Origin of the sequence: Qipengyuania sp. HL-TH1, from assembly GCF_036365825.1 — a bacterium.
GTDB classification, from domain to species: Bacteria; Pseudomonadota; Alphaproteobacteria; order Sphingomonadales; family Sphingomonadaceae; genus Qipengyuania; species Qipengyuania profunda.
Map to the genome: position 1 here is coordinate 258,875 of NZ_CP142675.1, position 21,187 is coordinate 280,061.

At 65.9% G+C, this 21,187-nt stretch carries 20 protein-coding genes and 1 tRNA gene; 8 read left to right on the top strand and 13 right to left on the bottom strand.

Annotated elements, in window-relative coordinates:
• Window positions 1-49: 49 nt before the first annotated feature.
• From VWN43_RS01825 to ku, 7 genes are all read right to left on the bottom strand, one after another.
• Window positions 50-631 carry a nucleotidyltransferase family protein gene (locus VWN43_RS01825; RefSeq protein WP_320180885.1) on the bottom strand — a complete coding sequence of 194 codons (582 nt, stop codon included), beginning with the start codon at window positions 629-631 and terminating at the stop codon, window positions 50-52.
• On the bottom strand, window positions 618-1,469 hold the full coding sequence (locus VWN43_RS01830) for an XdhC family protein (protein WP_320180884.1): 852 nt from the start codon (window positions 1,467-1,469) through the stop codon (window positions 618-620). Before VWN43_RS01830 ends, VWN43_RS01825 begins: the two co-directional genes overlap by 14 nt.
• Window positions 1,469-3,658 carry a xanthine dehydrogenase family protein molybdopterin-binding subunit gene (locus VWN43_RS01835; protein WP_320180883.1) on the bottom strand — a complete coding sequence of 730 codons (2,190 nt, stop codon included), beginning with the start codon at window positions 3,656-3,658 and terminating at the stop codon, window positions 1,469-1,471. Before VWN43_RS01835 ends, VWN43_RS01830 begins: the two co-directional genes overlap by 1 nt.
• Window positions 3,655-4,638 carry an FAD binding domain-containing protein gene (locus tag VWN43_RS01840; protein ID WP_320180882.1) on the bottom strand — a complete coding sequence of 328 codons (984 nt, stop codon included), beginning with the start codon at window positions 4,636-4,638 and terminating at the stop codon, window positions 3,655-3,657. Before VWN43_RS01840 ends, VWN43_RS01835 begins: the two co-directional genes overlap by 4 nt.
• Window positions 4,635-5,141: a 2Fe-2S iron-sulfur cluster-binding protein gene (locus tag VWN43_RS01845; RefSeq protein WP_320180881.1), complete on the bottom strand. Its 507-nt coding sequence runs from the start codon at window positions 5,139-5,141 to the stop codon at window positions 4,635-4,637. The genes VWN43_RS01840 and VWN43_RS01845 overlap by 4 nt, the downstream gene beginning before the upstream one ends.
• A gap of 83 nt (window positions 5,142-5,224) precedes the next feature.
• Window positions 5,225-7,741: a DNA ligase D gene (ligD, locus tag VWN43_RS01850; RefSeq protein ID WP_320180880.1), complete on the bottom strand. Its 2,517-nt coding sequence runs from the start codon at window positions 7,739-7,741 to the stop codon at window positions 5,225-5,227.
• Window positions 7,742-7,744: 3 nt separating this feature from the next.
• The gene (gene ku, locus VWN43_RS01855; protein WP_320180879.1) at window positions 7,745-8,575 is read right to left on the bottom strand and encodes a non-homologous end joining protein Ku; all 831 of its coding nucleotides are present in this window, start codon (window positions 8,573-8,575) and stop codon (window positions 7,745-7,747) included.
• 232 nt (window positions 8,576-8,807) lie between these two features.
• On the opposite strand from ku, the gene VWN43_RS01860 reads away from it, so the two are divergent.
• The 3 genes from VWN43_RS01860 (at window position 8,808) to VWN43_RS01870 (ending at window position 10,291) form a co-directional block, all read left to right on the top strand.
• Window positions 8,808-8,881: transfer RNA gene (locus tag VWN43_RS01860), tRNA-Gly, on the top strand.
• 76 nt (window positions 8,882-8,957) lie between these two features.
• Window positions 8,958-10,025: a YeiH family protein gene (locus VWN43_RS01865; protein ID WP_320180878.1), complete on the top strand. Its 1,068-nt coding sequence runs from the start codon at window positions 8,958-8,960 to the stop codon at window positions 10,023-10,025.
• Between the two features lie 17 nt (window positions 10,026-10,042).
• Complete coding sequence (locus tag VWN43_RS01870) at window positions 10,043-10,291, top strand: DUF6356 family protein (RefSeq protein WP_320180877.1); 249 nt, start codon at window positions 10,043-10,045, stop codon at window positions 10,289-10,291.
• A 17-nt stretch (window positions 10,292-10,308) separates the two neighbouring features.
• Here VWN43_RS01870 and VWN43_RS01875 read toward each other — a convergent pair whose 3' ends face one another.
• Window positions 10,309-11,103 (bottom strand): SDR family oxidoreductase, encoded by a 795-nt coding sequence (locus tag VWN43_RS01875; protein ID WP_320180876.1) that lies wholly within the window; start codon window positions 11,101-11,103, stop codon window positions 10,309-10,311.
• Between the two features lie 79 nt (window positions 11,104-11,182).
• Between VWN43_RS01875 and VWN43_RS01880 the strand changes: the two genes are divergently transcribed.
• From VWN43_RS01880 to VWN43_RS01895, 4 genes are all read left to right on the top strand, one after another.
• Window positions 11,183-11,746: a hypothetical protein gene (locus VWN43_RS01880; protein WP_320180875.1), complete on the top strand. Its 564-nt coding sequence runs from the start codon at window positions 11,183-11,185 to the stop codon at window positions 11,744-11,746.
• A gap of 91 nt (window positions 11,747-11,837) precedes the next feature.
• Window positions 11,838-12,299, top strand: coding sequence for a Dps family protein (locus VWN43_RS01885; RefSeq protein WP_253519336.1), 462 nt, complete (start codon window positions 11,838-11,840; stop codon window positions 12,297-12,299).
• Window positions 12,300-12,372: 73 nt separating this feature from the next.
• Complete coding sequence (locus tag VWN43_RS01890; protein ID WP_320180874.1) at window positions 12,373-12,993, top strand: 6-phosphogluconolactonase; 621 nt, start codon at window positions 12,373-12,375, stop codon at window positions 12,991-12,993.
• A complete protein-coding gene (locus tag VWN43_RS01895) occupies window positions 12,981-13,451 on the top strand; it encodes an NUDIX domain-containing protein (RefSeq protein ID WP_320180873.1) in 471 nt (156 codons plus the stop codon). Before VWN43_RS01890 ends, VWN43_RS01895 begins: the two co-directional genes overlap by 13 nt.
• A gap of 22 nt (window positions 13,452-13,473) precedes the next feature.
• Here VWN43_RS01895 and dinB read toward each other — a convergent pair whose 3' ends face one another.
• Window positions 13,474-14,598 (bottom strand): DNA polymerase IV, encoded by a 1,125-nt coding sequence (gene dinB, locus VWN43_RS01900; RefSeq protein WP_320180872.1) that lies wholly within the window; start codon window positions 14,596-14,598, stop codon window positions 13,474-13,476.
• A gap of 65 nt (window positions 14,599-14,663) precedes the next feature.
• On the opposite strand from dinB, the gene VWN43_RS01905 reads away from it, so the two are divergent.
• The gene (locus VWN43_RS01905; protein ID WP_320180871.1) at window positions 14,664-15,935 is read left to right on the top strand and encodes a multidrug effflux MFS transporter; all 1,272 of its coding nucleotides are present in this window, start codon (window positions 14,664-14,666) and stop codon (window positions 15,933-15,935) included.
• Here VWN43_RS01905 and VWN43_RS01910 read toward each other — a convergent pair.
• The 4 genes from VWN43_RS01910 to VWN43_RS01925 form a co-directional block, all read right to left on the bottom strand.
• Window positions 15,932-17,482, bottom strand: coding sequence for an acyl-CoA carboxylase subunit beta (locus VWN43_RS01910; protein ID WP_320180870.1), 1,551 nt, complete (start codon window positions 17,480-17,482; stop codon window positions 15,932-15,934). The genes VWN43_RS01905 and VWN43_RS01910 overlap by 4 nt on opposite strands.
• Before the next feature lie 108 nt (window positions 17,483-17,590).
• Entirely contained in the window at window positions 17,591-19,462 is a 1,872-nt protein-coding gene (locus VWN43_RS01915; RefSeq protein ID WP_320180869.1) for an acetyl/propionyl/methylcrotonyl-CoA carboxylase subunit alpha, read from the bottom strand.
• Window positions 19,463-19,584: 122 nt separating this feature from the next.
• Complete coding sequence (locus VWN43_RS01920; protein ID WP_320180868.1) at window positions 19,585-20,526, bottom strand: phytoene/squalene synthase family protein; 942 nt, start codon at window positions 20,524-20,526, stop codon at window positions 19,585-19,587.
• Between the two features lie 77 nt (window positions 20,527-20,603).
• Window positions 20,604-21,185, bottom strand: coding sequence for an LOG family protein (locus VWN43_RS01925; RefSeq protein ID WP_320182142.1), 582 nt, complete (start codon window positions 21,183-21,185; stop codon window positions 20,604-20,606).
• Between the last annotated feature and the right edge of the window lie 2 nt (window positions 21,186-21,187).

Consider the following 21,187-nt stretch of genomic DNA (forward strand, 5'->3'; position numbering starts at 1 on the left):
CCTCCCAACCATCATTGCGTAAGCTGGGAACACGGGATGGCCGAAGGGGTTAGCGGCGCCCGGCAGTGTGCCGCGACGAGAGCGTGAGCAGGTCTTCGGGCGTATCGATGTCCGCCAGCGCCGCGGCGCTGGCCGGGGCGATCGCGGTTGCGTCCGGCAAACCGAGACTCCGTGCGCCCGCTTCGCCTTGCAAGGCGCAGAGGCGGTCGAAGGTGCTGCGCGGAAAGCCCGCGGGCGATCCTTCGACCCCGTCGGCATAGCGCGTAAATACCGGGCCATTGGCTTTGGCCAGCCGGCGGAGATGGTCAGGCTCGACCAGCGGCATATCGGCCAGTGCAATGACCACGCGCGAACAGCCTTGCGCGGCCCGTACGCCTGCCGCAATCGACGTCCCCATGCCGTCGGCGGCGCGGTCGTTTGTGACCGGATGCCAGCCGCTCCGCGCCGGGATGCCTGAATGCGGGCCGCTCACGATGTAGCGCTGCGCAAACCCAGCTTCTTCTGCCGCCAGCGCGGCCCATGACCATAATGGCTGGCCGCGGAAGTCCTCGGTGAGCTTGTCGCGGCCGAACCGCTTTCCCTGGCCCGCGGCAAGCAGGATGAAGCCCACCTCGGGGTCAATCGGCGGCACGCAATTGCTCGTATTCGGCAACGATCTCCGCCAGCGCGGACAGCGCCAGCGTGGTGGGTGACTTGCATGAGGGGATCAGGCCGATCGGGCTGCAGATGGAAGCAATGGCCTGCTCGTCCACGCCGCGCGCGGCGAGCGTCAGCGCGCGTTCGATCCGCGCATTCTCGCCCCCCTGCGCGCCGATGTAGAATGCCTGGCCCGAGGTCAATTGTTCGAGCAGCGCGGCTTCCCACTCATGATCGTGGAATAGTAGCAGCGCGGCGGTCCAGCGGTCGAGCGTGATATGCGGGGCGGGGGAGCCGAGCGTAAGGTCGTCTTTGCGATGCACCTCGACATGCAGTCCCATCGCGTCCCCGAGCCGAGCAAAGGCGTCGAGTTCGGGCCCCTCGCCGATAACCGCGATTTTCAGGCGCGGGTGATAGCGACGCTCAGCCAGCGGGGAAGGGGATGGCAGCGGGAGTATGGCCGGGCGGCGGCTGTCGAGCATTCGCACGATCTCGCGACATGCGAGCCGGTCGGGTGCAGGATCGAGCAGGATATCCAGCCCGCCGCCGCAGGGCAGGCGAAAATCCACCATCGCCGAACCGCTTCCATAGCGGATGACGCGCGGGCCCGCCTGCGCGCGCAGATCGGTTGCGAGTTGCGCTTCGAGACAGCCATCGGACAGGCTGCCTACGGTCGTCCCATCGGGAAGCACCGCGAGTTGCGCGCCCAGCCGCCGCGAAAAACTGCCTTCGATCCCGACAATCGTACACAGCCCGACGCCGGGTTCGCAGGCTGCGACCAGCGCGGCGTGATCCTCGTCGGCGGAAAGATGGAGAGCCGGGTCGGCCAGCATCAATCGGGCATGCACGCCAGCACGCGGTCGGGGGTCATCGGATAGTCGAACAGCCGTGCGCCGCTGGCGTGGTAGATCGCATTGGCAATCGCCGCGGCGCCGCCGCACATGCCCAGCTCACCAATGCCCTTGGCCTGGATCGGGCTGGCCGCGGGATCGCGTTCCTCGACCATGATGACCTCGAGATCGGGCACGTCGCGGTGGACCGGGACGTGGTATTCGGCCAGATCGCAATTCACCAGATGGCCATCGCGCGGATCGAATTCGAGCGCTTCGGTCAGCGCCGCGCCGATGCTCCAGGTGATCCCGCCAAGGCATTGCGAACGCGCGGTCTTGCGGTTGAGCACGCGGCCGAAGCCGAATGCGCCAAGCATGCGATCGACGCGGGTCTCGCCGGTATAGTGGTTGACCCGCACCTGCGCGAAGAAGGCGCCAAATCCCGCCGCGGTAAAGTCGTCTTCGATAGCGCCGGGTTCGTAATGGCCTTCCTGCGCGAGGTCCTCACCACCCAGCAATTGTACCAGCGTCTGGCCGCCGACGACCTGGCCATTGGCGAGATCGAGCTCGGTCTCGGCCACGCCGACACGCGACGCCAGTTCCTCGCGCAGCGCCTTGCACGCCACATAGACCGCCGAACCGCTTGAAGACGCACCCCAGCTGCCGCCCGAACCCGGACCGCGCGGGTGGCGTGTGTCGCCAAGGTCGACCAGCACGTCGGCGGTATCGAGGCCGAGCATCTCGCCTGCGATCTGCGCGAGGATCGTATAGGTCCCCGTGCCGATATCGGTCATGTCGGTTTCGACCAGTGCGGTGCCATCGGGCTTGAGCGTCACGCGCGCCTTGGCTTCGCCGACATTGTGAACGCGGGCGGCGCTCGCCATCCCGGTCCCGACCCACCATTCGCCCTCGCGCGTCATCCGCGGCTTGCGCGGCCCCGCGTCCCAGCCAAAGGCCTCGGCGCCCTGCCTGAGGCATTCGGCCAGCTTGTGCGACGAGAACGGCAAGCCCTCTTCAGGATCGTCTTCGGGGATATTGCGCAGCCGCAGTTCGACCGGATCGATACCCACCTCCTCGGCGAGGACATCCATCGCGCCTTCGAGCGCGGGCATGCCCACCGCTTCGCCTGGGGCGCGGACCGAGCCGGCGGTCATAAGGTGAATTCGCGCGACGTTGAGCATCAGCTCGCGATTGTCGGCGCCGTAGAGGAAGTGGGAGGATTGCAGCACAGGTTCGGCGAAGGTTTCGCCCGGCAGGTTCGACACCAGCGCTTCATGGCCGAACCCGGTCAACCGGCCATCCGCATCTGCCGCCAGCCGCAGGCGCTGGGTCGTTTCGGACCGGCGCATGATGCATTGGAATACCTGCTGGCGCGACATGACGACGCGCACCGGGCGCTCGAGTTCCATGGCCGCAAGCGATGCGGCGACGGTTTCCTCGCTGATCCCCAGCTTCGAGCCGAACCCGCCCCCGACGAAGCGCGAGACCAGCCTGACCTTGTCTTCCTCGAGGCCCAGCGAATCCGCCAGCTCGGTGATATTGTAGTTCAGCATCTGCAGCGATGCGTGGACGGTCAGCTTCTCGCCATCCCACTCGGCAATGGCGGCATGCGGTTCCATCGCGGCAGAAGCATGCCCCTTGGTGGTGTAGGTGACGTCGACGCTATGCGCGGCGGTAGACATGGCCTGCGCCAGATCGCCTTGCCGGACGGTCTCGTCTTCCTGTTCCTCCGCCTCGACCTCGGCAGGGAACAGCGGCGCGCCCGGCTCTTCGCGATATTCGACGACCAGATGCTTCGCCGCGTCGCGCGCCTGTTCGAACGTTTCCGCCACCACCAGCGCAATGGGCTGGCCCCAATAGCAGACGGTTTGCGGCGATTGCTGCGGCGCCTCGTTCGCGGTGCCCTGGGCGGCGCGCGTGGTCAGCCGTTCATCGTCGATCACCGCGATGACACCGGGCCGGTCCAGCACGCTGTCCTTGTCGATGCGGACGATCTCGCCGCGGGTGATGGTGGCCGTGACCAGCACGCCTTCGGCGCAACCGTCCACCGGGTATTCGGCAGCATAGGGCGCCGTGCCGGTGACCTTGGCCAGCCCTTCGACACGGCTAAGCGGTTTTCCGATCACGCCCTGTTTCATCGAATCCAGCCGGTTGGCGGTATCGGGCTCGTCCTGCTTGAGATGCGCGCTCATGCGGCGTCCTCCGTCGCTTGCGACAACACCGCATGCAGGGTGCGCCGCGCCAGGGGGATCTTGAAGTCGTTCTCGCCATATCCGCGCGCGCCTTCGAGCAGCATGTCGGCCGCGGCATCGAACAGTTCGGCAGACGGGACCTGCCCGACCAGCGTCTCGGCAATCCGCGGATCATGCCACGGCTTGTGGGCAAGGCCGCCAAAGGCGAGATCGGCGCGCGCAATCTTGCCGCCTTCCATTTCGACCACCGCCGCGATCGAGACCAAGGCGAAGGCATAGGACGAGCGTTCGCGCACCTTGCGGTAAAGCTGCGTTCCGCCCACCGGGCGCGGCAGCGTAACCGCCGTGATCACTTCGCCCGGTTCGAGGACATTCTCGATCCACGGCGTATCGCCCGGCAGGCAATGGAAATCACGTACCGGGACAGTCCGTTCGGCATTGCCGGTGGCAATATGGACCGTCGCATCGAGCGCGCTCAGCGCCACCGCCATGTCCCCGGGATAGGTGGCGATACACTCTTCGCTGGTGCCGAGGATCGCATGCAGCTTGGCAATCCCGTCGATCGCGCCGCAGCCGCTACCGGGTTCGCGCTTGTTGCACGGCTGGTCGATATTCATGAAATAGAAGCAGCGCGTGCGCTGGCACAGATTGCCGCCGGTGGTGGCCTTGTTGCGCAATTGCTGCGTCGCCCCAGCCAAGATCGCCCGCGCCAGCACGGGATAGTCCGCGCGGACCCGCGGGTGCACCGCGGTCGCCGTATTGGTGGCCAGCGCGCCGATGCGCAGCCCGCCAGCATCGGTGTCCTCGATCTCCGCAAAGCCCACCCGGTTGACGTCCGCCAGTTGCCCGGGGGTCTCGACCTGCAGCTTCATCAGGTCGAGCAGATTGGTCCCGCCGGCGATTGCAGTGGTTTCGGGTTCGGCGAGCATTTGCGCCGCATCCGCCAGCGTCCGCGCGCGGCTGTATTGGAAGGGCCTCATGTAACCTCCTCCTCAGCGACTTCGCGAATCGCGGCAACGATGTTGGCATAAGCGCCGCAGCGACACAGATTGCCGCTCATCCGCTCGCGGATTTCCTCGTCGCTCAGTTTGATGGCGCCGAGATCGCCGCTCGCATCGCTCGGCCATTCATTCGCCAGCTCCTCGATCATCGCGGTGGCCGAACAGATCTGCCCCGGCGTGCAATAGCCGCACTGGAAGCCGTCATGCTCAAGGAATGCGCGCTGCAAGGGCGAGGGCGCGTCGGGCGTGCCGAGCCCCTCGATGGTCGTCACGCTGTCGCCATCGTGCATCGCGGCGAGCGTCAGGCAGCTGTTGATGCGGATGCCGTTGACGATGACCGTGCAGGCCCCGCACTGGCCATGATCGCAGCCCTTCTTGGTACCGGTCAGGCCGACATCGCGGCGCAGGAAATCGAGAAGAGAGACCCGCGGGTCTTCGGGGATCGGGTGCTGGGTTCCATTTACGGATATTGTCTCGGCCAAGGACGCCTCCTTTACCCGATTAACCCTTTCCGCGCGAAAGGTGTCCGCATTTGCGCAAATTTATGGAGTCGGCGAGGCGCGGCCTACAGGTCGGGCAGGCGCTGGTCGGCGAAACCCCAGCCGTGGAGCGATTTCGATTGCGCGCGATCGAGCAGGGTCTTGGCATCGTCGATCGAATAGGGATGCGCGTTCTCCATCGCCTTGAGCTCGTTCCATGCCAGCGGAATGGCCACCGGCGCACCCGAGCGCGCCCGCGCCGAATAGGGCACCACTGCCGTCGCCCCGCGCTGGTTGCGCAGCCAGTCGATGAAGATCCGCCCCTTGCGCTTCGCCTTGCTCATGGTGGCGGTGAAGCGCTCGGGCTCGGCCATGCTCAGCGCCTCGGCGAACCGGCGCGAGAAATCCTTGTGCGCCTCCCAGTCATGGCCGGGCGTCAGCGGCACCACCACATGCACGCCCTTGCCGCCCGTCAGCATGGCAAAGCTGGTCAGGCCGAGATCGGCCAGCTGGGCGCGGATGTCGCGCGCCGCCTGTTTGACCTCGTCGAACCCCAGCCCCTCGTCGGGGTCGAGATCGAAGATCATCCGGTCGGGCCGTTCGACCGCATCGGAACGCGCGCACCAGCCGTGAAATTCGATCGTCCCCATCTGCACGCATTGCAGCAGCCCGCGCGCATCGTCGACGAACAGGTAATCCTCGTGCCCGCCATCCTTCTCGCGGATCGGCACGGGGTGCACCGCATCGCCAAAGCTGCCGCTATCGTGCTTTTGGAAGAAACACTTCTTCGCCCGGCCCGAAGGGCAGCGCACCAGGCTGATCGGGCGCCGCGCGGCGAAGGGCAGCATGATCGCCGCCACGGCCTCGTAATAGTCGGCGAGCGCGCCCTTTGTCTGGCCGCTGTCGGGAAAGATCACCCGATCGCGGCTGGAAATCCTGACCGCGTCGCTGGTTTCGGCCGGTTTGGCCGGCGTTTCCGGCTGCACGCTGCTCGCATCCTTGTCGCCGCGCAGACCCAGATAGCTGCCGTGGCGGACATTCCCGTCGGCGGTAAACTCGGCAAAGGCGATTTCCGCGACCAGCTTGGGCGTGACCCAGGTGACCCCGCGCGACGAGGCCCGGTCGACTTCCGCCGGCGGGGTCTTGCGCGCCAGCCGCTTCATCTTGCCCGCGAGTTCGTCGAGATCGTCGGCGGAAAATCCGGTGCCGACATTGCCTTTGTAGACGAGGTCGTCGCCCTCGTGCTGCGCGACCAGCAGCGAAGCGAACGGCCGCCCCTTCGCGCTCGACTTCTTCCACCCGATGATCACGAATTCCTGTCGCCGCGTGCATTTGACCTTCACCCAGGCCTTGCTGCGGCGCCCGGCATATTTGCCGTCGACGGTCTTGGAGATGATGCCTTCCTGCCCCGCATCGCACATCGCGCGGTACAGATGTTCGCCCGCGCCCAACACGTGTTCGGCAACATGGATCGGCGGATCGGCGGAATCGAGCAGCGCTTCGAGCCGTTCCTTGCGTTCGATATTGGGCAGGCCGGTCAGATCCTCGCCATCGAGTTCGAGCAGGTCGAAGGCATGGAAGGCGAGCTTGTCCTCCTTGGCCTGCGATCCGTGCCCGCGCTTGAGCACCTGTTGCAGGGTGGAGAAGTCGGGATTGCCCTTGCCGTCGTAAGCGACGACTTCGCCGTCGATCAGGCACGAGGGCAGGTCGAGCGCGGCAATCGCCTCGACCAGCGGGCCGAACTTGTCGGTCCAGTCCTTGCCGTTGCGGGTGAACACGCGGACGGTATCGCCCTTGACCGCCACCAGCGTGCGATAGCCGTCGAATTTGATCTCGTGCATCCAGCGATTGCCGGCGGGCACGTCGTCGACCAGCGTCGCCAGCTGCGGCTTGCGGTAATCGGGCAGCGGGGCGGCCTTGCTGCGTTTGGGCTTGGATTTGCCGGCATTGCGCGCGGAGGCCTTTTGCATCTGCGCAAGGAAGGCATCGTCCTTCTTTCCTGCCAGCGGGTATTCGCCCTGCTTGTCGCTGGCGATCCCGGCCATCGAACGCCCGGTCAGCACGCTGGTCAATTCGCGCTGGACCAGCCCGTCGCCCGCTTCGGCATTGTCGTCCTGCAGTTTGCGCAGCAGCCAATTCTCGCGTTTCTCGCCGGGCTTTTGCTTCAGCCGGATCAGCAGCCATTCGCCCTTCATCCGCTCGCCTTCGAGACAGAAGTGCAAATGCCCTTCCTCGAGGTCGCTCGCGCTCTTGCCCTCGATTGGCTGCCACGTCCCGCGGTCCCACAGCATCACCGTGCCGCCGCCATATTCGCCCTTGGGGATCACGCCTTCGAAATCGGCATAGGACATCGGGTGGTCTTCGGTCCGTACCGCCAGCCGCTTGATATCGGGATCGGGGGACGGCCCCTTGGTCACCGCCCAGCTCTTGAGCACGCCATCGACCTCGAGCCGCAAGTCCCAGTGCAGACGGGTTGCGTCATGCTTCTGGACGATGAAGCGGTTGCCGGTCTCGCTGGCGAGCGGCTCGCCCGCTGGTTCGGGGGTCAGCGAGAAGTCCCGCTTGGCGTTGTATTCGGCGAGGGGGTCCTTGCGCGCGGCCATGGCCTAGGCGGACTTCTTGCGCCGCGAGGTCTTGGCGGGCTTCTCCTCCCCGACCGACTTCTTGAGCGCCGCCATCAGGTCGATGACGTTGGAGCCGCCACCGGCATCGGGATCGTCGACATCCTCGATCACCGCGGTCTTGCTCTTCGACTTCGCTTTCTTGTCGATCAGCTTGCGCAGCGCCTGACCATAGCGATCCTCGAATTCACTCGCATCGAAGGGCGCGCTCTTCTGCTCGATCAGCGTGTTCGCCAGCTCGAGCAGTTCCTTCTTCGGCTTGGCATCGTCGATATCGTCGAAAAACGCCTGCCCTGCGCGCACTTCATCGGCATAGCGCAGCGTTTCGAGCAGCAGCCCCTTGCCGCAGGGCTTCACCGCGACCAGTTTCTCGCTGCCGCGCACCGACAGCTGGCCCAGCGCGACCTTCTTAGCCTTGCGCAGCGCCTCGCGCAGCACGATGAACGCTTCCTCGGCAAGTTCGTCCTGCGGCGCGACGTAATAGGGCTTTTCGAAATAGAGCGGGTCGATTTCGCAGGCATCGACGAACTGCACCAGTTCCAGCGTCCGCTTGCTCTCGATCCTGACCGCGTCGATCTCGTCCTCGTCGAGCAGGACGTAATTGCCCTTCGAAACCTCGTAGCCCTTGATGATCTCGTCGCGGTCGACGGGACCGATCCCGGGCACGACCTTCTCGTAGGAGATGCGCTTGCCGCTGGGTTCGTGGATCTGGTTGAACCGGATCTTCGCCCCCGATTTGGTCGCCGAGTAGATTTCGACCGGGATCGAAACCAGCGCCAGCCTGATCTGCCCCTGCCAGTATGCGCGTGCTGCCATGTGCCTTCCCTTCAGGCGAAACAGCGCTCCGGGCGCGTATGCGTTCCTAACCGCGCGTGGGAAGCGGCGCGGGCGGTTCCTCATCCCCGCGGGGCGCGGGTGCCGTTCAGTCCCGTATTGACCAAATGCCGGGGATCGTGGCAAGCGGCCCGCGCATGGCACGCAGCATGAGCGAACCGACCGGCAACCCCCGCGGTTGCCAGCTCGATTTCTCCGCGATTGCCAATGCCTTGCGGGTGTAGCTCAATGGTAGAGCAGCAGCTTCCCAAGCTGACGACGAGGGTTCGATTCCCTTCACCCGCTCCACTCACCAGGTCCGTTTGCGGGGGATCGGCGGCGCCGGCGGTATCGCCGCCGGGGGCGATGCATGCGAATGGGGGCCATGCGCGACAAGACCGACAGCTACTGGATGGCCGATCTCTACGGCGAGCTCCAGCTTGAGCCGCCCGGAGCGAAACGTTCGTGGCTGGCGGTGGTGCCGGGGCTGTTGCTGGTCGCAATTGCCGCCTGCGCGGCGCTGTGGCTGAGCGAGCATTACGGCGCGCCCGCGATCCTGATCGGGCTGTTGCTGGGCTTCGCGCTGAATTTCGCAGGCGAGGATGCGCGGCTCCTGCCGGGGTTCGACCTCGCTTCGCAGACATTGCTGCGGGTCGGCATCGTCCTGCTTGGCCTGCGTGTGACCTTTGCGGAAATCGCCAGCCTCGGGGCGGGACCGTTCCTGGCGCTGCTCGCGATCATGGCGTGCGTGATCGGCATGGGCATCCTTGCCGCGCGGCTGGTCCGGCTCGACTGGCAGTTCGGCCTGCTGGCCGGCGGCGCGACTGCGATTTGCGGGATCTCCGCGGCGCTGGCGTTATGGAGCATCATCGGCAGCAAGCGCGTGGGGCAGGAAGGCTTCGCGATCGTGGTGCTCGGCACCACGCTGGCAAGCGCGCTGGCATTGGTGGCCTATCCCGCGCTCGCCGGGGCGCTGGGTCTGGACGACCGGCAGGCGGGGTTCCTAATCGGCGCGGCCATTCACGATGTCGCGCAGGCGATCGGGGGCGGCTTTGCCTTTTCGGACGAGGCGGGGGCAGTCGCGACGGTGGTCAAGCTGTCGCGGGTGGCCATGCTGGTGCCGCTGCTGATCGTGGTCGGGCTGCTGCTGCAGCGCGGCGGGACGCGCGATGCGGGCACCGGACCCGCGCTTTCGCTACGCCGGGGTATCCCTTGGTTCATCGCGGGGTTTGTCGCATTGGTGACGCTCAACAGCACCGTTGCACTCCCGCCCATGGCCGGCGAATGGGGTGCCAGCGCGGCCAGCTTCTTCCTGCTGCTCGCGGTAACCTCTGCCGCGATCAAGGCCAATCTGTCGGGAATCCTCGCGCATGGCTGGCGCTCGTTCGTGCCGGTGGTAGGATCGACACTCGTCGCTTTCATCCTCGCGCTGTCGTTCGCGCATTTCATCTAGCCAGCGGAGCAATCCCGATGTCGATCTTCACCGACCATCCCCATGCGATCGGCGAGAGCTATGGCGAGCACCTCGTCAGCGCATCGCGCTTCGGGGGACGGCTGATCGTCGCCGGGCTGGCGTGTATCACACACGGGATATTCCCGTTCTGGTGCAAGAGCACGGGCAGCCGGGCGGTGCACCGGCTGGCCGCCGACATGATCCATGGCCGCGAGAAATTCGACGGCAAGGCCCGGCAGGGCCAGCAGAAGGACTGGTGCATCTAGGCCCCGCGCGGCCCTGACTATCGCGGCGGCATGCGGATCGCGCCGTCGAGCCGGAACTGGTGCGCGTTGATGTAGCTGTTGCGCGCAATCTCGCAGATCAGCGAAGCGAATTCCTCCGGATGCCCGAGCCGCTTGGGGAAGGGCACGCTGGCGTTGAGCTGGTCCCACATCTGCGGGTTGCGGTCCTTCATGCCGAGCATCAGCGGCGTGGCGAAAATGCCGGGCATGACCGAATTTACGCGGATGCCCAGATCCATCAGATCGCGCGCCATCGGCAGGACGAGCCCGTTCACCCCGGCCTTGCAACTGCCGTAGATGACCTGGCCAATCTGCCCGTCCTGCGCGGCGACACTGGCGGTCAGCGTGATGCAGCCGCGTTCGCCATCCTCGTTCAGCGGTTCGGCATTGGCCATGCCCAGCGCCGACAGGCTGGCGACCCGGTAGGACGAGACGAGGATGCCCTCGGCCCCGAACGCGTAATCCTCGGTCGACAGGCGCTTGTAGCCGCCGCTTGCCTTGTCCCAGCCGAGCGTCTTGCCGCGGCGGCTGGTCATCGCGCAATGGACTGTCACGCGTTCCTGGCCATGCGCGCTGCGCGCCGTGGCGAAGCCGTCAACCACCGCTTGCTCGTCGGTGATATCGAGATGCGCGAAGGTGCCGCCGATGGCCTTGGCATGGGCTTCGCCGGCTTCGCCATTGACGTCGAAGATCGTCACCTTGAGCCCGGCATCGGCCAGCGCCTGCGCGCTCGCCTTGCCCAAGCCCGATGCCCCGCCGGTGACGACGGCTGCCATGCCCTGTTCCAATTTCACTCTTGCTCTCCCCTCTATGTTTCCCTTGCGCCCGTGCTATCGCAAGCCGACGGGTAGAGGAAGGGGAGCCGAGACCGCCATGACATCGCTGCTGTTTGCCATGGTCGCGAGCTTCCTGACCGCCACGGGCGCGCGCGACCAATTGCTTGTCGCGCGGCTGGCGGGCGTGCTGGGCGCGTCCACCCCATTGCTGGTCGTGGCGCTGGCAAGCTCGGCGGTCACCGCGGGCATTGCGGCATGGGCGGGTGCCTGGCTGGCCCGGACCATGTCGGAGGATGCAGCGACCATGTTCGTCGCCATCGCCCTGCTGCTCGCGGCGGTCGAATGCGCCTGGCCCAATCGCGAGAAAACGCCGAGGGAACCGACCCGCTCGCTCGGCGCGCTCGCGATCGTGCTGTTCGCGCGGCAATTGACCGATGCCTCGCGCTTCCTCGTCGCGGCTTTCGCGGTGGTCTTCGCCTATTGGCCGCTCGCGGGACTGGGCGGGGCGCTGGGCGGCGGCGGCGCGGTGGCGGTGGGCTGGTCGCTCGGATTGGCGCTGGAAGACAAGCTGCCCCTGCGCGCGATCAGGATCGCTCTGGCGCTGATCTTGTTCATCCTTGCCGCGATCACGGGGCTGAGCGCGCGGGGCATTATCGGATAAATCGATCACTGCCACCACCGATAATCGAGAAACCCAAATCGACGTTCGGCGTTAGTGTAGTGAATTCCACAATCATGAAGGGGCAAATCAAATGGCAGACGTCGGCGATAACTCGAAAGCTGGTCTGGTAAGCGCGCTCAATGGCGCGCTGGCCGATACGGTAGCACTCTATTTCAAAACGAAGAATTTCCACTGGCATGTCGCGGGGCCGCGCTTTCGCGACCTGCACGTCCTGTTCGACGAACAGGCTGCCCAGCTGGTCGGCACGGTCGACGATCTTGGCGAGCGCGTGCGCAAGAATGACGAATATACGCTCACTTCGATCGGCAGCGTGATGAAGAATACCCGCATCAAGGATCAGGACGACGTCACGCTCTCGGCCGACACGATGGTCAAGGAACTGCGCGACGACAACAAGACGCTGCACGGGCGTCTGCTCGAGGTGAAGGAAGCCGCCGAAGAAGCGGGCGACAACGCCACCAGCGGGGTGGTCGACGACTGGATCGACGAATGCGAGGAACGCATCTGGTTCCTCAACCAGACCAGCAAGTAAGCGATCCGCCTCATACAGGCACACCGGCCGCCTTTCCCCTTGGGGAAGGGCGGCCTTGGTGTATCAGGGGCGCATGGATAATGTGACCATCGTCGAGAACTGCAATGATGCCGCCATCGCCGACTGGCTGGCGGCGCGGCTGGGCGACGCGCTGAGCGCGAGTACGGGGCCAGTGACCATCACCGTGCCCGGCGGTTCGACCCCGTTCCCGATCATCGAAGCGCTGCTGGCGCATGATCTCGACTGGACCCGGCTGGTCGTCTGGCCGGGCGACGACCGCGTGGTGCCCGAAGACCATGCCGCGTCGAACACCGGCCGCTTGCGCGATCTGTTCGAACCTGCCGGGGCCGAAGTGGTCACGCTCACCGAGATGGAAGCGGTGCCGCGCTTCTCGCTCGCTTGGCTTGGCATGGGCACCGATGGCCATATCGCCTCGCTCTTTCCCAATACCGATCCCCGGGTCGACGACCCGCGCCGGATCGTCCGCCTGACCCCCGACCCGCTGCCGCCCGAGGCGCCCTTCGACCGGATCAGCCTGACCATGCCCGCACTGCTCGCGAGCGATGCATTGCTGTTCGTCATCCGCGGCGAAGAGAAGCGTGCCATTTTCGAACAAGCCCTTGTGGGCAAACATGATTTCCCGGTTGCACGCCTGCTGGGCGCAGCTAAACAGCCGGTCACATGCTTCACCTGATACCCAAGCCGCTGCACCGGTTGGCACTCCGTCTGGCCCATCGGCTGCGCCATCATTGGCGCAAGGCCAGCGGCAGAACGGGCGCGGGGGTGAGCGTGATCGCGCGCGACCTCGGCGGCCAGATCCTGCTCGTCCGCCACAGCTACGGTCCGGCGGGCTGGTTCCTGCCAGGCGGCGGGATCGGGCGCCGCGAGACTCCCGAACAGGCCGCGCACCGCGAAATTCGCGAGGAAATAAGCTGCACCATCGAGGGGCTGAAACCGCTCGGGGTGATCGAGGAAGAACTCTCGGGCGCCCCGCACAGCGCGCATATCTTTGCCGGCGTGGTCGATGCGATGCCTCGGGTGGACGGGCGCGAAGTGGTGGAGGCGCGGTTTTTCCCGATCCATTCGCTGCCCGAACCGCTCAGCGCGCGCACCACCGCGCGGCTCGCGCTGTGGCAGAACCGCAAGAACTGACCTGCTGGGGTCGGCGCGGGACCTAGAGCAGCGATAGCTGCGCGTCGGGACGTTTGTCCTCGTCGCTGCCGCCGCGTTCGAGCTTCGACAGCGTCAGCCCCATCAGCCGGATCGGCATCGGCAGCGGCAGTACCTCTTCGAGCAGCGCGCGCCCGACTGCAGCGAACTCGGCCTTGCTGGCGATCGGCCGGTCGAGCGTTTTCGCACGGCTGAAAATCTGGAAATCGCTGTATTTCATCTTGAGCGTCACCGTGCGGCCGCGCGCCTCGGCACGCTCGATATAGCCCCACACGATATCGATGATGTCTTCCATCGTCTCGCGCAGTTCGGCGCCCGCGGACAGGTCGCGGCTGAAGGTCCGCTCGCCGCCGACCGACTTGCGGATCCGGCTCGAGCGGACCGGACGCAGGTCGATCCCGCGCGCGGCGCGATAGAGATAGTCGGCAAAGCTCCCGAAATGCGCGCGCAGCCACTCGATCTCCTTGGCCGCGATATCGCCGCCGGTCTCGATTCCCAGCCGGGCCATTTTCTCGGCGCCCTTCGGACCCACGCCGTGGAACCGGCGGATCGGCAGTTCGGCGACGAAGGCCGCGCCTTGGCCGGGCCGGATCACGCAGAGTCCGTCGGGCTTGTTCTGGTCGCTGGCGATCTTGGCGAGGAATTTGTTGTAGCTCACCCCCGCGCTTGCGGTGAGCCGGGTCTTGGCGCGGATTTCCTGCCGGATCAGCTCGGCGATGCGCGTTGCGCTGCCGATGCCGAGCTTGTCCTCGGTCACGTCGAGATAGGCTTCGTCGAGACTGAGCGGTTCGACCAGGTCGGTGTGGTGGCGGAAGATCGCGCGAATCTGCTGGCTGACCTCGCGATAGACGTCGAAGCGGCTCTTGCAGAACACCAGGTCGGGGCACAGCCGCTTGGCGGTGACGCTGGGCATCGCGCTGCGCACGCCGAACCGGCGCGCTTCGTAACTGGCGGCAGCAACCACGCCGCGCCCGCTCGATCCCCCCACGGCAACGGGTTTTCCGCGCAGCTCGGGATTGTCGCGCTGCTCGACGCTCGCGAAAAACGCATCCATATCGACATGGATGATCTTGCGCAGGCCATCGGCCTCGCCATCGGTGTCATCGGGATTGCCCTGGCCTTCGCTCATGCGCGAATAGATAGCCCTGCGGGTTGCAAAGCGGAACCTTGTCCGCCACCTGACATTTTGTGCAGATGCGAAGCGAACCTCTTGCCGGCGGCGAACGTCCGATAGCCGACGCTGCCAAAGGCAAGTACATTGGCGAGCGCGAGCTGATCACGATGATGGCGCTGCTGATGGCATGTAATGCCTTCGGCATCGATGCGATCCTCCCGGCATTGGACGATCTCGCCCTGTCGCTGGGTGCGCCGGGCAACGATCGGCAGTTCATCGTCGGTGTCTATTTGCTCGCTGCCGGGATCGGGACGCTGATCCCGGGGGCCTTCGCCGACCGCTTCGGTCGCCGGCCGGTGCTGTTTACCGCGCTGGGCTTCTACATCGTGCTGTCGCTCGGCTGCGCGCTGGTCACCGATTTCACCTCCATGATCGTGCTGCGTGCGCTGCAGGGTTTCTTTGCAGCAGGCATCATCGCGCTGCCGCCGGCCATCATCCGCGACCGCGTGGGCGGCGACAAGATGGCGCGGATGATGAGCCTGATCTTTGTCATCTTCCTGCTGGTTCCCGCCGTCGCGCCGAGCATCGGGCAGGGCGTGCTGCTGCTGCTGGGCGACTGGCGCTGGATCTTCGTGACGATGGCGGTCTTCGGGTCGCTGATGTCCGTCTGGGTCTATGTCCGCCTGCCCGAAACGCTGCACGAGGACGACAGGCAGCGCATCGATCTTGCCGTCATCGCGCGCAACATGCGCAGTGCGGTCACGCTGCGGTCGACGGTTGGATATACGCTGGCGAGCGCGCTGGTGTTCGGCGGCCTGTTCGGCTTCATCAATTCCTCGCAGCAGTTGATCGGCGAGGCCTTCGGGGCGGGCGACATGTTCCCGCTGCTGTTCGCGCTGTGCGCGGGGTGCATGGCGCTGGCGAACTGGTCGAACAGCCGCATCGTCGAACGGCTTGGCGCACGGCGCGTCAGCCATACCGCGCTGTTCGTGTTCATCTTCGTCGCCGGGCTGCAATTGTGGTTCGCCTATCAGCCGAACGAAAGCCTGTGGACTTTCATTCCGCTTATGGCGGCGAACATGAGCCTGCTCGGCTTTATCGGGGCCAATTTCGGCTCGATCGCGATGCAGCCGTTCCCGCACATTGCGGGCGCCGCGTCGAGTGCACAGAGCTTCCTGCGCATGACCACCGGGGCGTTGCTGGGTGCGGGTATCGGCTATGCCTATGACGGCACGGCGCGTCCGCTGGCGTTGGCGCTGCTGGTAACGGCCACCGTCAGCCTGCTGCTGGTGCTCTTTTCAGAACGCGGTGCGCTGTTCGGGCCGCCCGATCCGGATGTCGAGGAAACCTAGGCTTCGCTGGCCAGCCTGCGCCACGCAAGCTCGGCATATTCACACAGCAAGGGACGGGTGTCGCGCGGGTCGATGATGTCCTCGACATTGAAGCGTTCGGCGCTGCGGAAGGGCGAGGTCACCTGGTCGAGCCGCGCGCGGATCGCGGCGAGTTCGGCTTCCGGGTCGGCGGCGGCTTCGAGCTCGGACTTATAGGCCACTTCCAGACCACCCGCGATCGGCAGGCTGCCCCAGTCACCCGACGGCCAGCAGAACCGGTACTGATAGGTTTCGGCATTCGACATGGCGCTGCCTGCGATGCCATAGGCGCGGCGCAGGACAACCGAGGCGAGCGGGACGCTGGCCTTGTAGACCGCGTTCATCGCCTGCACCCCGTAGCGAATCGTCCCTGCCATCTCCGCTTCGCGCCCGATCATGAAGCCGGGATTGTCCACCAGATGGACGATCGGCAGGCGGAACTGGTCGGCCAGCTTGACGAAGCGCTCAACCTTCTCGCTCGATTTCGCATCCCATGAGCCGCCGAGATAGGACGGGTCGCTGGCAAGCACCGCCACCGGCCAGCCGTCGAGCCGGGCGAGCGCGGTGATGCAGGCGCGGCCCCACATGCGGCCGATTTCGAACACGGTACCCTGGTCGAACACCATCTCCATGCAGCGCCGCATCGAATAGACCGCCTTGGGATCGCGCGGGACGAGGTCCAGCAGCGCCTCTTCGCGCCGGTGGACCGGATCGGTGCAGTTGGAACGCCGGGCAAGCTGGCCGACATGTTCGGGCATGAAGGCGAGGAAATGCCGTGCGCGCGCGAAAGCCTCCGCCTCGCTGGCAACCTCGTCGTCGACCACGCCGTTGCGCGTATGGATGCCGCTGCCGCCGAGGTCTTCCTTGGCCTGCTGGTGGTCGGCCGAACCCTTGTAGCTTTCGCCGAGCCCGTCGACCACCGCGGGGCCCGCGGCAAAGATCTGGCTGAGGCCCTTGACCATGACCGAATAATGGCTCGCCACCACGCGCGCGGCGCCCAGACCCGCGGTGGGGCCAAGCGCAAGCGCGACCACCGGCACGGTGTCGAGATTGGTTACGACATCGCCCCAGCCGGGCACCGCGGGGATATAGGTCGCGCCGATCTGTTCGAGGGTCTTCACGCTGCCGCCGCCGCCGGTGCCGTCGATCATGCGGATGATCGGCAGCTTGAGCTCGTGCGCCATCTTCTCGGCCTGCACCATCTTGCGGCTGATCCCCGCATCCGCCGCGCCGCCGCGAATGGTGAAATCGTCCGCAGTGGCAACCACCGGGCGGCCGTTGATCCGGGCCTTGCCGAACAGGAAGGGGGCAGGAAGGACGGATTGGAGATTGCCGTCCTCGTCGTAGCTGCCCTTGCCCGCGATCTTGCCGATTTCGCGGAAGGTGCCGTCGTCGCACAGCGCGGTGAGCCGGGCGCGGGCATCCATCTTGCCCCGGCCATGCTGGCGGGCGACCTTTTCCTCGCCGCCCATCTGCTCGGCCAGCGCCTCGCGCCGGCGCAGTTCCTCGAGTTCAGCTTCCCAGCTCAAAACCACTCCCGTCATGCTGAACTTGTTTCAGCATCCATTCTTCGGCTTCGTGCGAAGATGCATGCGGCGAAATGGACCCTGAAACAAGTTCAGGGTGACGGAAGAAGACTATTCCTCTGCAGGCTCCACCACGCACAGCACCGCCTCGACCTGCACCTGTCCGCCTTCGGTGGCGGCGAGCTCGGTCACGGTCCCGTCGAACGGGGCGGTGAGCGCGTGTTCCATCTTCATCGCTTCGAGCACCATCAGGCGCTGGCCAGCGGTGACGGTGTCGCCCTCGGCCACATCGACCGCGATGACCTTGCCCGGCATGGGCGCCAGGATCGCCCCGTCGCCAGCTGCAGCGGCCCCGCTGCCGCGGCTTTCGAGCGCGAATTCGAAACTTTGGCCATCGGCAAAGACCACGGTGCGCGCATCTTCGACGAAGCCGGTCGCATGCGCGGCATCGCGCTCGCCGGTCACGGCAATCGTCCGGCTTTCGCCCTTGTAGCACAGCGTGGTGGCAACGCGCGGCGCGGCATTGAGGCGAAAGCCGATCGCCGCCGGAGCGGTTTCTTCTAGCGCATCGAGCAAGGTGAAATCGGCTGCGGCCTGCCAGATCGCATCATCGGGTGCGTCGTCGCCGACCAGCCGGTCGAGCTTGCGTTCGATAAAGCCGGTGTCGAGTTCTGCCTCGCCGAAATCGTCCTCGAGCAGCGCGTTGGCAAGGAAGGCGGCGTTGGTCTTGACCGGCCACACTTCGACGCTCTCGGCAATGTCGGCCAATGTCTCGATCGCCCTGTCGCGCGTCTCTTCCCACACCACCAGCTTGGCCACCATCGGATCGTAATGCGGGGAGATCATATCGCCTTCCGCAACACCCGTTTCGATCCGCCCCGTGCTGCCAAGGTCGAAATGGTCGAGCGGGCCGGTCGAAGGGAGAAAGCCGCTGGCCGGGTCCTCGGCATAGAGCCGCGCTTCGATGGCGTGGCCGTCGATGCGCAGTTCATCCTGCTGCAGCGGGATCGGCTCACCGCTGGCGACACGCAACTGCCACTCGACCAGATCGACCCCGGTGATTTCCTCGGTCACCGGATGTTCGACCTGCAGGCGGGTGTTCATTTCCATGAAGAAGATGCGATCGGCGCGCAGGCCTTCGCTGGCGTCGGCGATGAATTCGATCGTGCCCGCGCCCTCGTAATCGACCGCCTTGGCGGCGCGCACGGCGGCGGCGCAGATTTCTTGGCGCGTCGCCTCGTCCATGCCCGGCGCAGGGGCCTCTTCGATCACCTTCTGGTGGCGGCGCTGGAGGCTGCAATCGCGCTCGAACAGGTGGACGACATTGCCGTGGCTGTCGCCGAACACCTGCACCTCGATATGGCGGGGCGAGGTGATCCATTTTTCCAGCAGCACTTCGTCATTGGAAAAGCTGGCCTTGGCCTCGCGGCGGCAACTTTGCAGGTCCGTTTCGAAGTCGTCGGCCTTGTCGACCTTGCGCATACCCTTGCCGCCGCCGCCCGCGACCGCCTTGATCAGCACCGGATAGCCGATGGCGTCGGCTTCCTTCTTCAGCCGTTCGGCCGACTGGTCGGCGCCAAGATAGCCGGGCGTGACCGGGACGCCCGCTTCCATCATCAGCGTCTTGGCGGCATCCTTGAGCCCCATCGCCTCGATGCTCGACGGCTTGGGACCCACCCAGATCAGGCCGGCATCAATCACGGCCTGCGCAAAACCGGCGTTTTCGGACAGGAAGCCGTAGCCCGGGTGGATCGCGTCCGCGCCGGTCTGCTTCGCCGCAGCGATGATCTTGTCGCCGACGAGATAGCTTTCCGCCGCAGGCGAGGGGCCGATATGCACCGCCTCGTCGGCTTGCCGCACATGCAGCGCCCTGGCGTCGGCGTCCGAATAGACCGCGACCGTGGCCACGCCCATGGCGCGCGCGGTGCGGATGATGCGGCAGGCAATCTCGCCGCGATTGGCGATAAGGAGCTTTTGGATCATGGCGCTGCCGCTAACCCATTTCCCGGGTCATTGCGAGGGCTTGGCGTAGCGATCTGCCGCCCCGAGTGTCGGCTGAATTCACGGAGCCATTGCGGGCTGCACCGAATTCAAACCGCGGGCGGCTACCAGCCGGCCACCGGCTTGAAATCGTGGCGCGACCAGATGATCGGCTCCTGCGGCTGGGCCGGGCGGTTCCAGATCGCTTCGAAGAAGGCGGCGAACATATGCCACACCTTCTCCATCCCGTTCACCCGGGTTCGCGTGTCCCAGGCCAGCTGCCCGCGATCGAGGACCTTGCGGCCGATCGCGCCATAGATCCGTGCTGCGGCCAGCACCGCCCAGCGCTGGCGGAACCGCAGGCGCTTGGCACCCAGCTTGGCCGCCGCCTCGTGCTTTTCCATCAGCGCGATCAGGCGCGGCATCAGGCTGGCGAGCTTGAAGCGGTTTTCAGGCAGCGCGTGTTCGCCCGCTTGCCAGCCCATCGTGTCGAGCCAGGTGCGCGGCAGGTAACAGCGCCCGGCTTCGGCATCCTCGACGATATCGCGCGCGATATTGGCCATCTGGAAAGCGAGGCCGAGGTCGCAGGCGCGGTCGAGCGTTTCGCCATCGTCCGGGTGCACACCCATGATCCGCGCCATCATGATCCCCACCGCACCCGCGACGTGATAGCAATAGCGCAGCATGTCGGCTTCGGTCGTCGGGCTCCAGCGCGCGGCGTCGAGCGCAAAACCGGCGATCACGTCGTTCGCCTCGGCCAGCGTCAGCCCGCATTCGTCGGCGACGAGGCCAAAGGCGTCGAAAGCGGCATCGGCGGTCGGCTGTTCCTCGAAAGCGCGCTTGGTGAGGATGCGCAGCGCCTGCACCCGGTCCTCGGCATCTTTCAGGCTGCCCTGGTCGCCCAGCGGGCCGCCCTTGTCCTGATTGTCGGCAATATCGTCGCAGCGGCGGCACCAGGCATAGAGCAGCCAGCTGCGCTCGCGCGTGGCCCGGTCGAACAGCTTCGAGGCCGCAGCGAAGCTGTGCGAGCCCTGCTCGATCGACTCGAGCGATTTGTCGACCAGCACCGCGCGATCGCGGCCACCCCCGGCGCGGGCCGGGGTGGCACGCAGATAGCGCGACTGGACGAGGGTGCGCGGCTTGCTCAGAGGTCGTCGGCCTTCATCTGGAAGATCGGTGTATGCGGTTCGTATGACGCCATCTTGTCGATCAGCCCCGCCAGCGCGGTATCGTGCACCAGGATATTCTGATGCACCGGCCGCACGAAACCGACCTGCGCCATCTTGCTGTTGAAGGCGATCAGTTCGTCGTAAAAGCCGAAGGCGTTGAGCAGGCCGACCGGATTGTCGTGATAGCCCAATTGCGCCCAGCTCATCGCCTCCCACAATTCGTCCATCGTGCCGACCCCGCCGGGGATGGTGACGAAGCCGTCGCTGAGGTCGGTGAAACGCTGCTTGCGCTCGTGCATGCCGCCAACGGTGTAAAGCTTGGTGCAATCGTGATTGGCGACTTCGCTATTGGCCAGCGCATCGGGGATCACGCCGATCACTTCGCCGCCGGCTTCCAGCGCGCCGCGCGCGGTCGCGCCCATCAGGCCGAGGCGGCCGCCGCCATAGACCACACCGATGCCGCGTTCGGCCAGCCCGCGGCCCACGTCATAGGCCAGCTGGATATAGCGAGGGTCGTCGGGCGAGGCGGAGCCGCAATAGACGGCAATACGGTTCAGTT

Bases quoted from the DNA above. Each gene is read 5' to 3' on its own strand.
- VWN43_RS01890 (WP_320180874.1), top strand. From the start codon at position 12,373: ATGGATAATGTGACCATCGTCGAGAACTGCAATGATGCCGCCATCGCC.
- VWN43_RS01835 (WP_320180883.1), bottom strand. From the start codon at position 3,658: ATGAGCGCGCATCTCAAGCAGGACGAGCCCGATACCGCCAACCGGCTG.
- VWN43_RS01905 (WP_320180871.1), top strand. From the start codon at position 14,664: ATGCGAAGCGAACCTCTTGCCGGCGGCGAACGTCCGATAGCCGACGCT.
- VWN43_RS01840 (WP_320180882.1), bottom strand. From the start codon at position 4,638: ATGAGGCCCTTCCAATACAGCCGCGCGCGGACGCTGGCGGATGCGGCG.
- dinB (WP_320180872.1), bottom strand. From the start codon at position 14,598: ATGAGCGAAGGCCAGGGCAATCCCGATGACACCGATGGCGAGGCCGAT.
- VWN43_RS01885 (WP_253519336.1), top strand. From the start codon at position 11,838: ATGGCAGACGTCGGCGATAACTCGAAAGCTGGTCTGGTAAGCGCGCTC.
- VWN43_RS01880 (WP_320180875.1), top strand. From the start codon at position 11,183: ATGACATCGCTGCTGTTTGCCATGGTCGCGAGCTTCCTGACCGCCACG.
- VWN43_RS01870 (WP_320180877.1), top strand. From the start codon at position 10,043: ATGTCGATCTTCACCGACCATCCCCATGCGATCGGCGAGAGCTATGGC.
- VWN43_RS01895 (WP_320180873.1), top strand. From the start codon at position 12,981: ATGCTTCACCTGATACCCAAGCCGCTGCACCGGTTGGCACTCCGTCTG.
- VWN43_RS01865 (WP_320180878.1), top strand. From the start codon at position 8,958: ATGCGCGACAAGACCGACAGCTACTGGATGGCCGATCTCTACGGCGAG.
- VWN43_RS01830 (WP_320180884.1), bottom strand. From the start codon at position 1,469: ATGCTGGCCGACCCGGCTCTCCATCTTTCCGCCGACGAGGATCACGCC.
- ku (WP_320180879.1), bottom strand. From the start codon at position 8,575: ATGGCAGCACGCGCATACTGGCAGGGGCAGATCAGGCTGGCGCTGGTT.
- VWN43_RS01915 (WP_320180869.1), bottom strand. From the start codon at position 19,462: ATGATCCAAAAGCTCCTTATCGCCAATCGCGGCGAGATTGCCTGCCGC.
- ligD (WP_320180880.1), bottom strand. From the start codon at position 7,741: ATGGCCGCGCGCAAGGACCCCCTCGCCGAATACAACGCCAAGCGGGAC.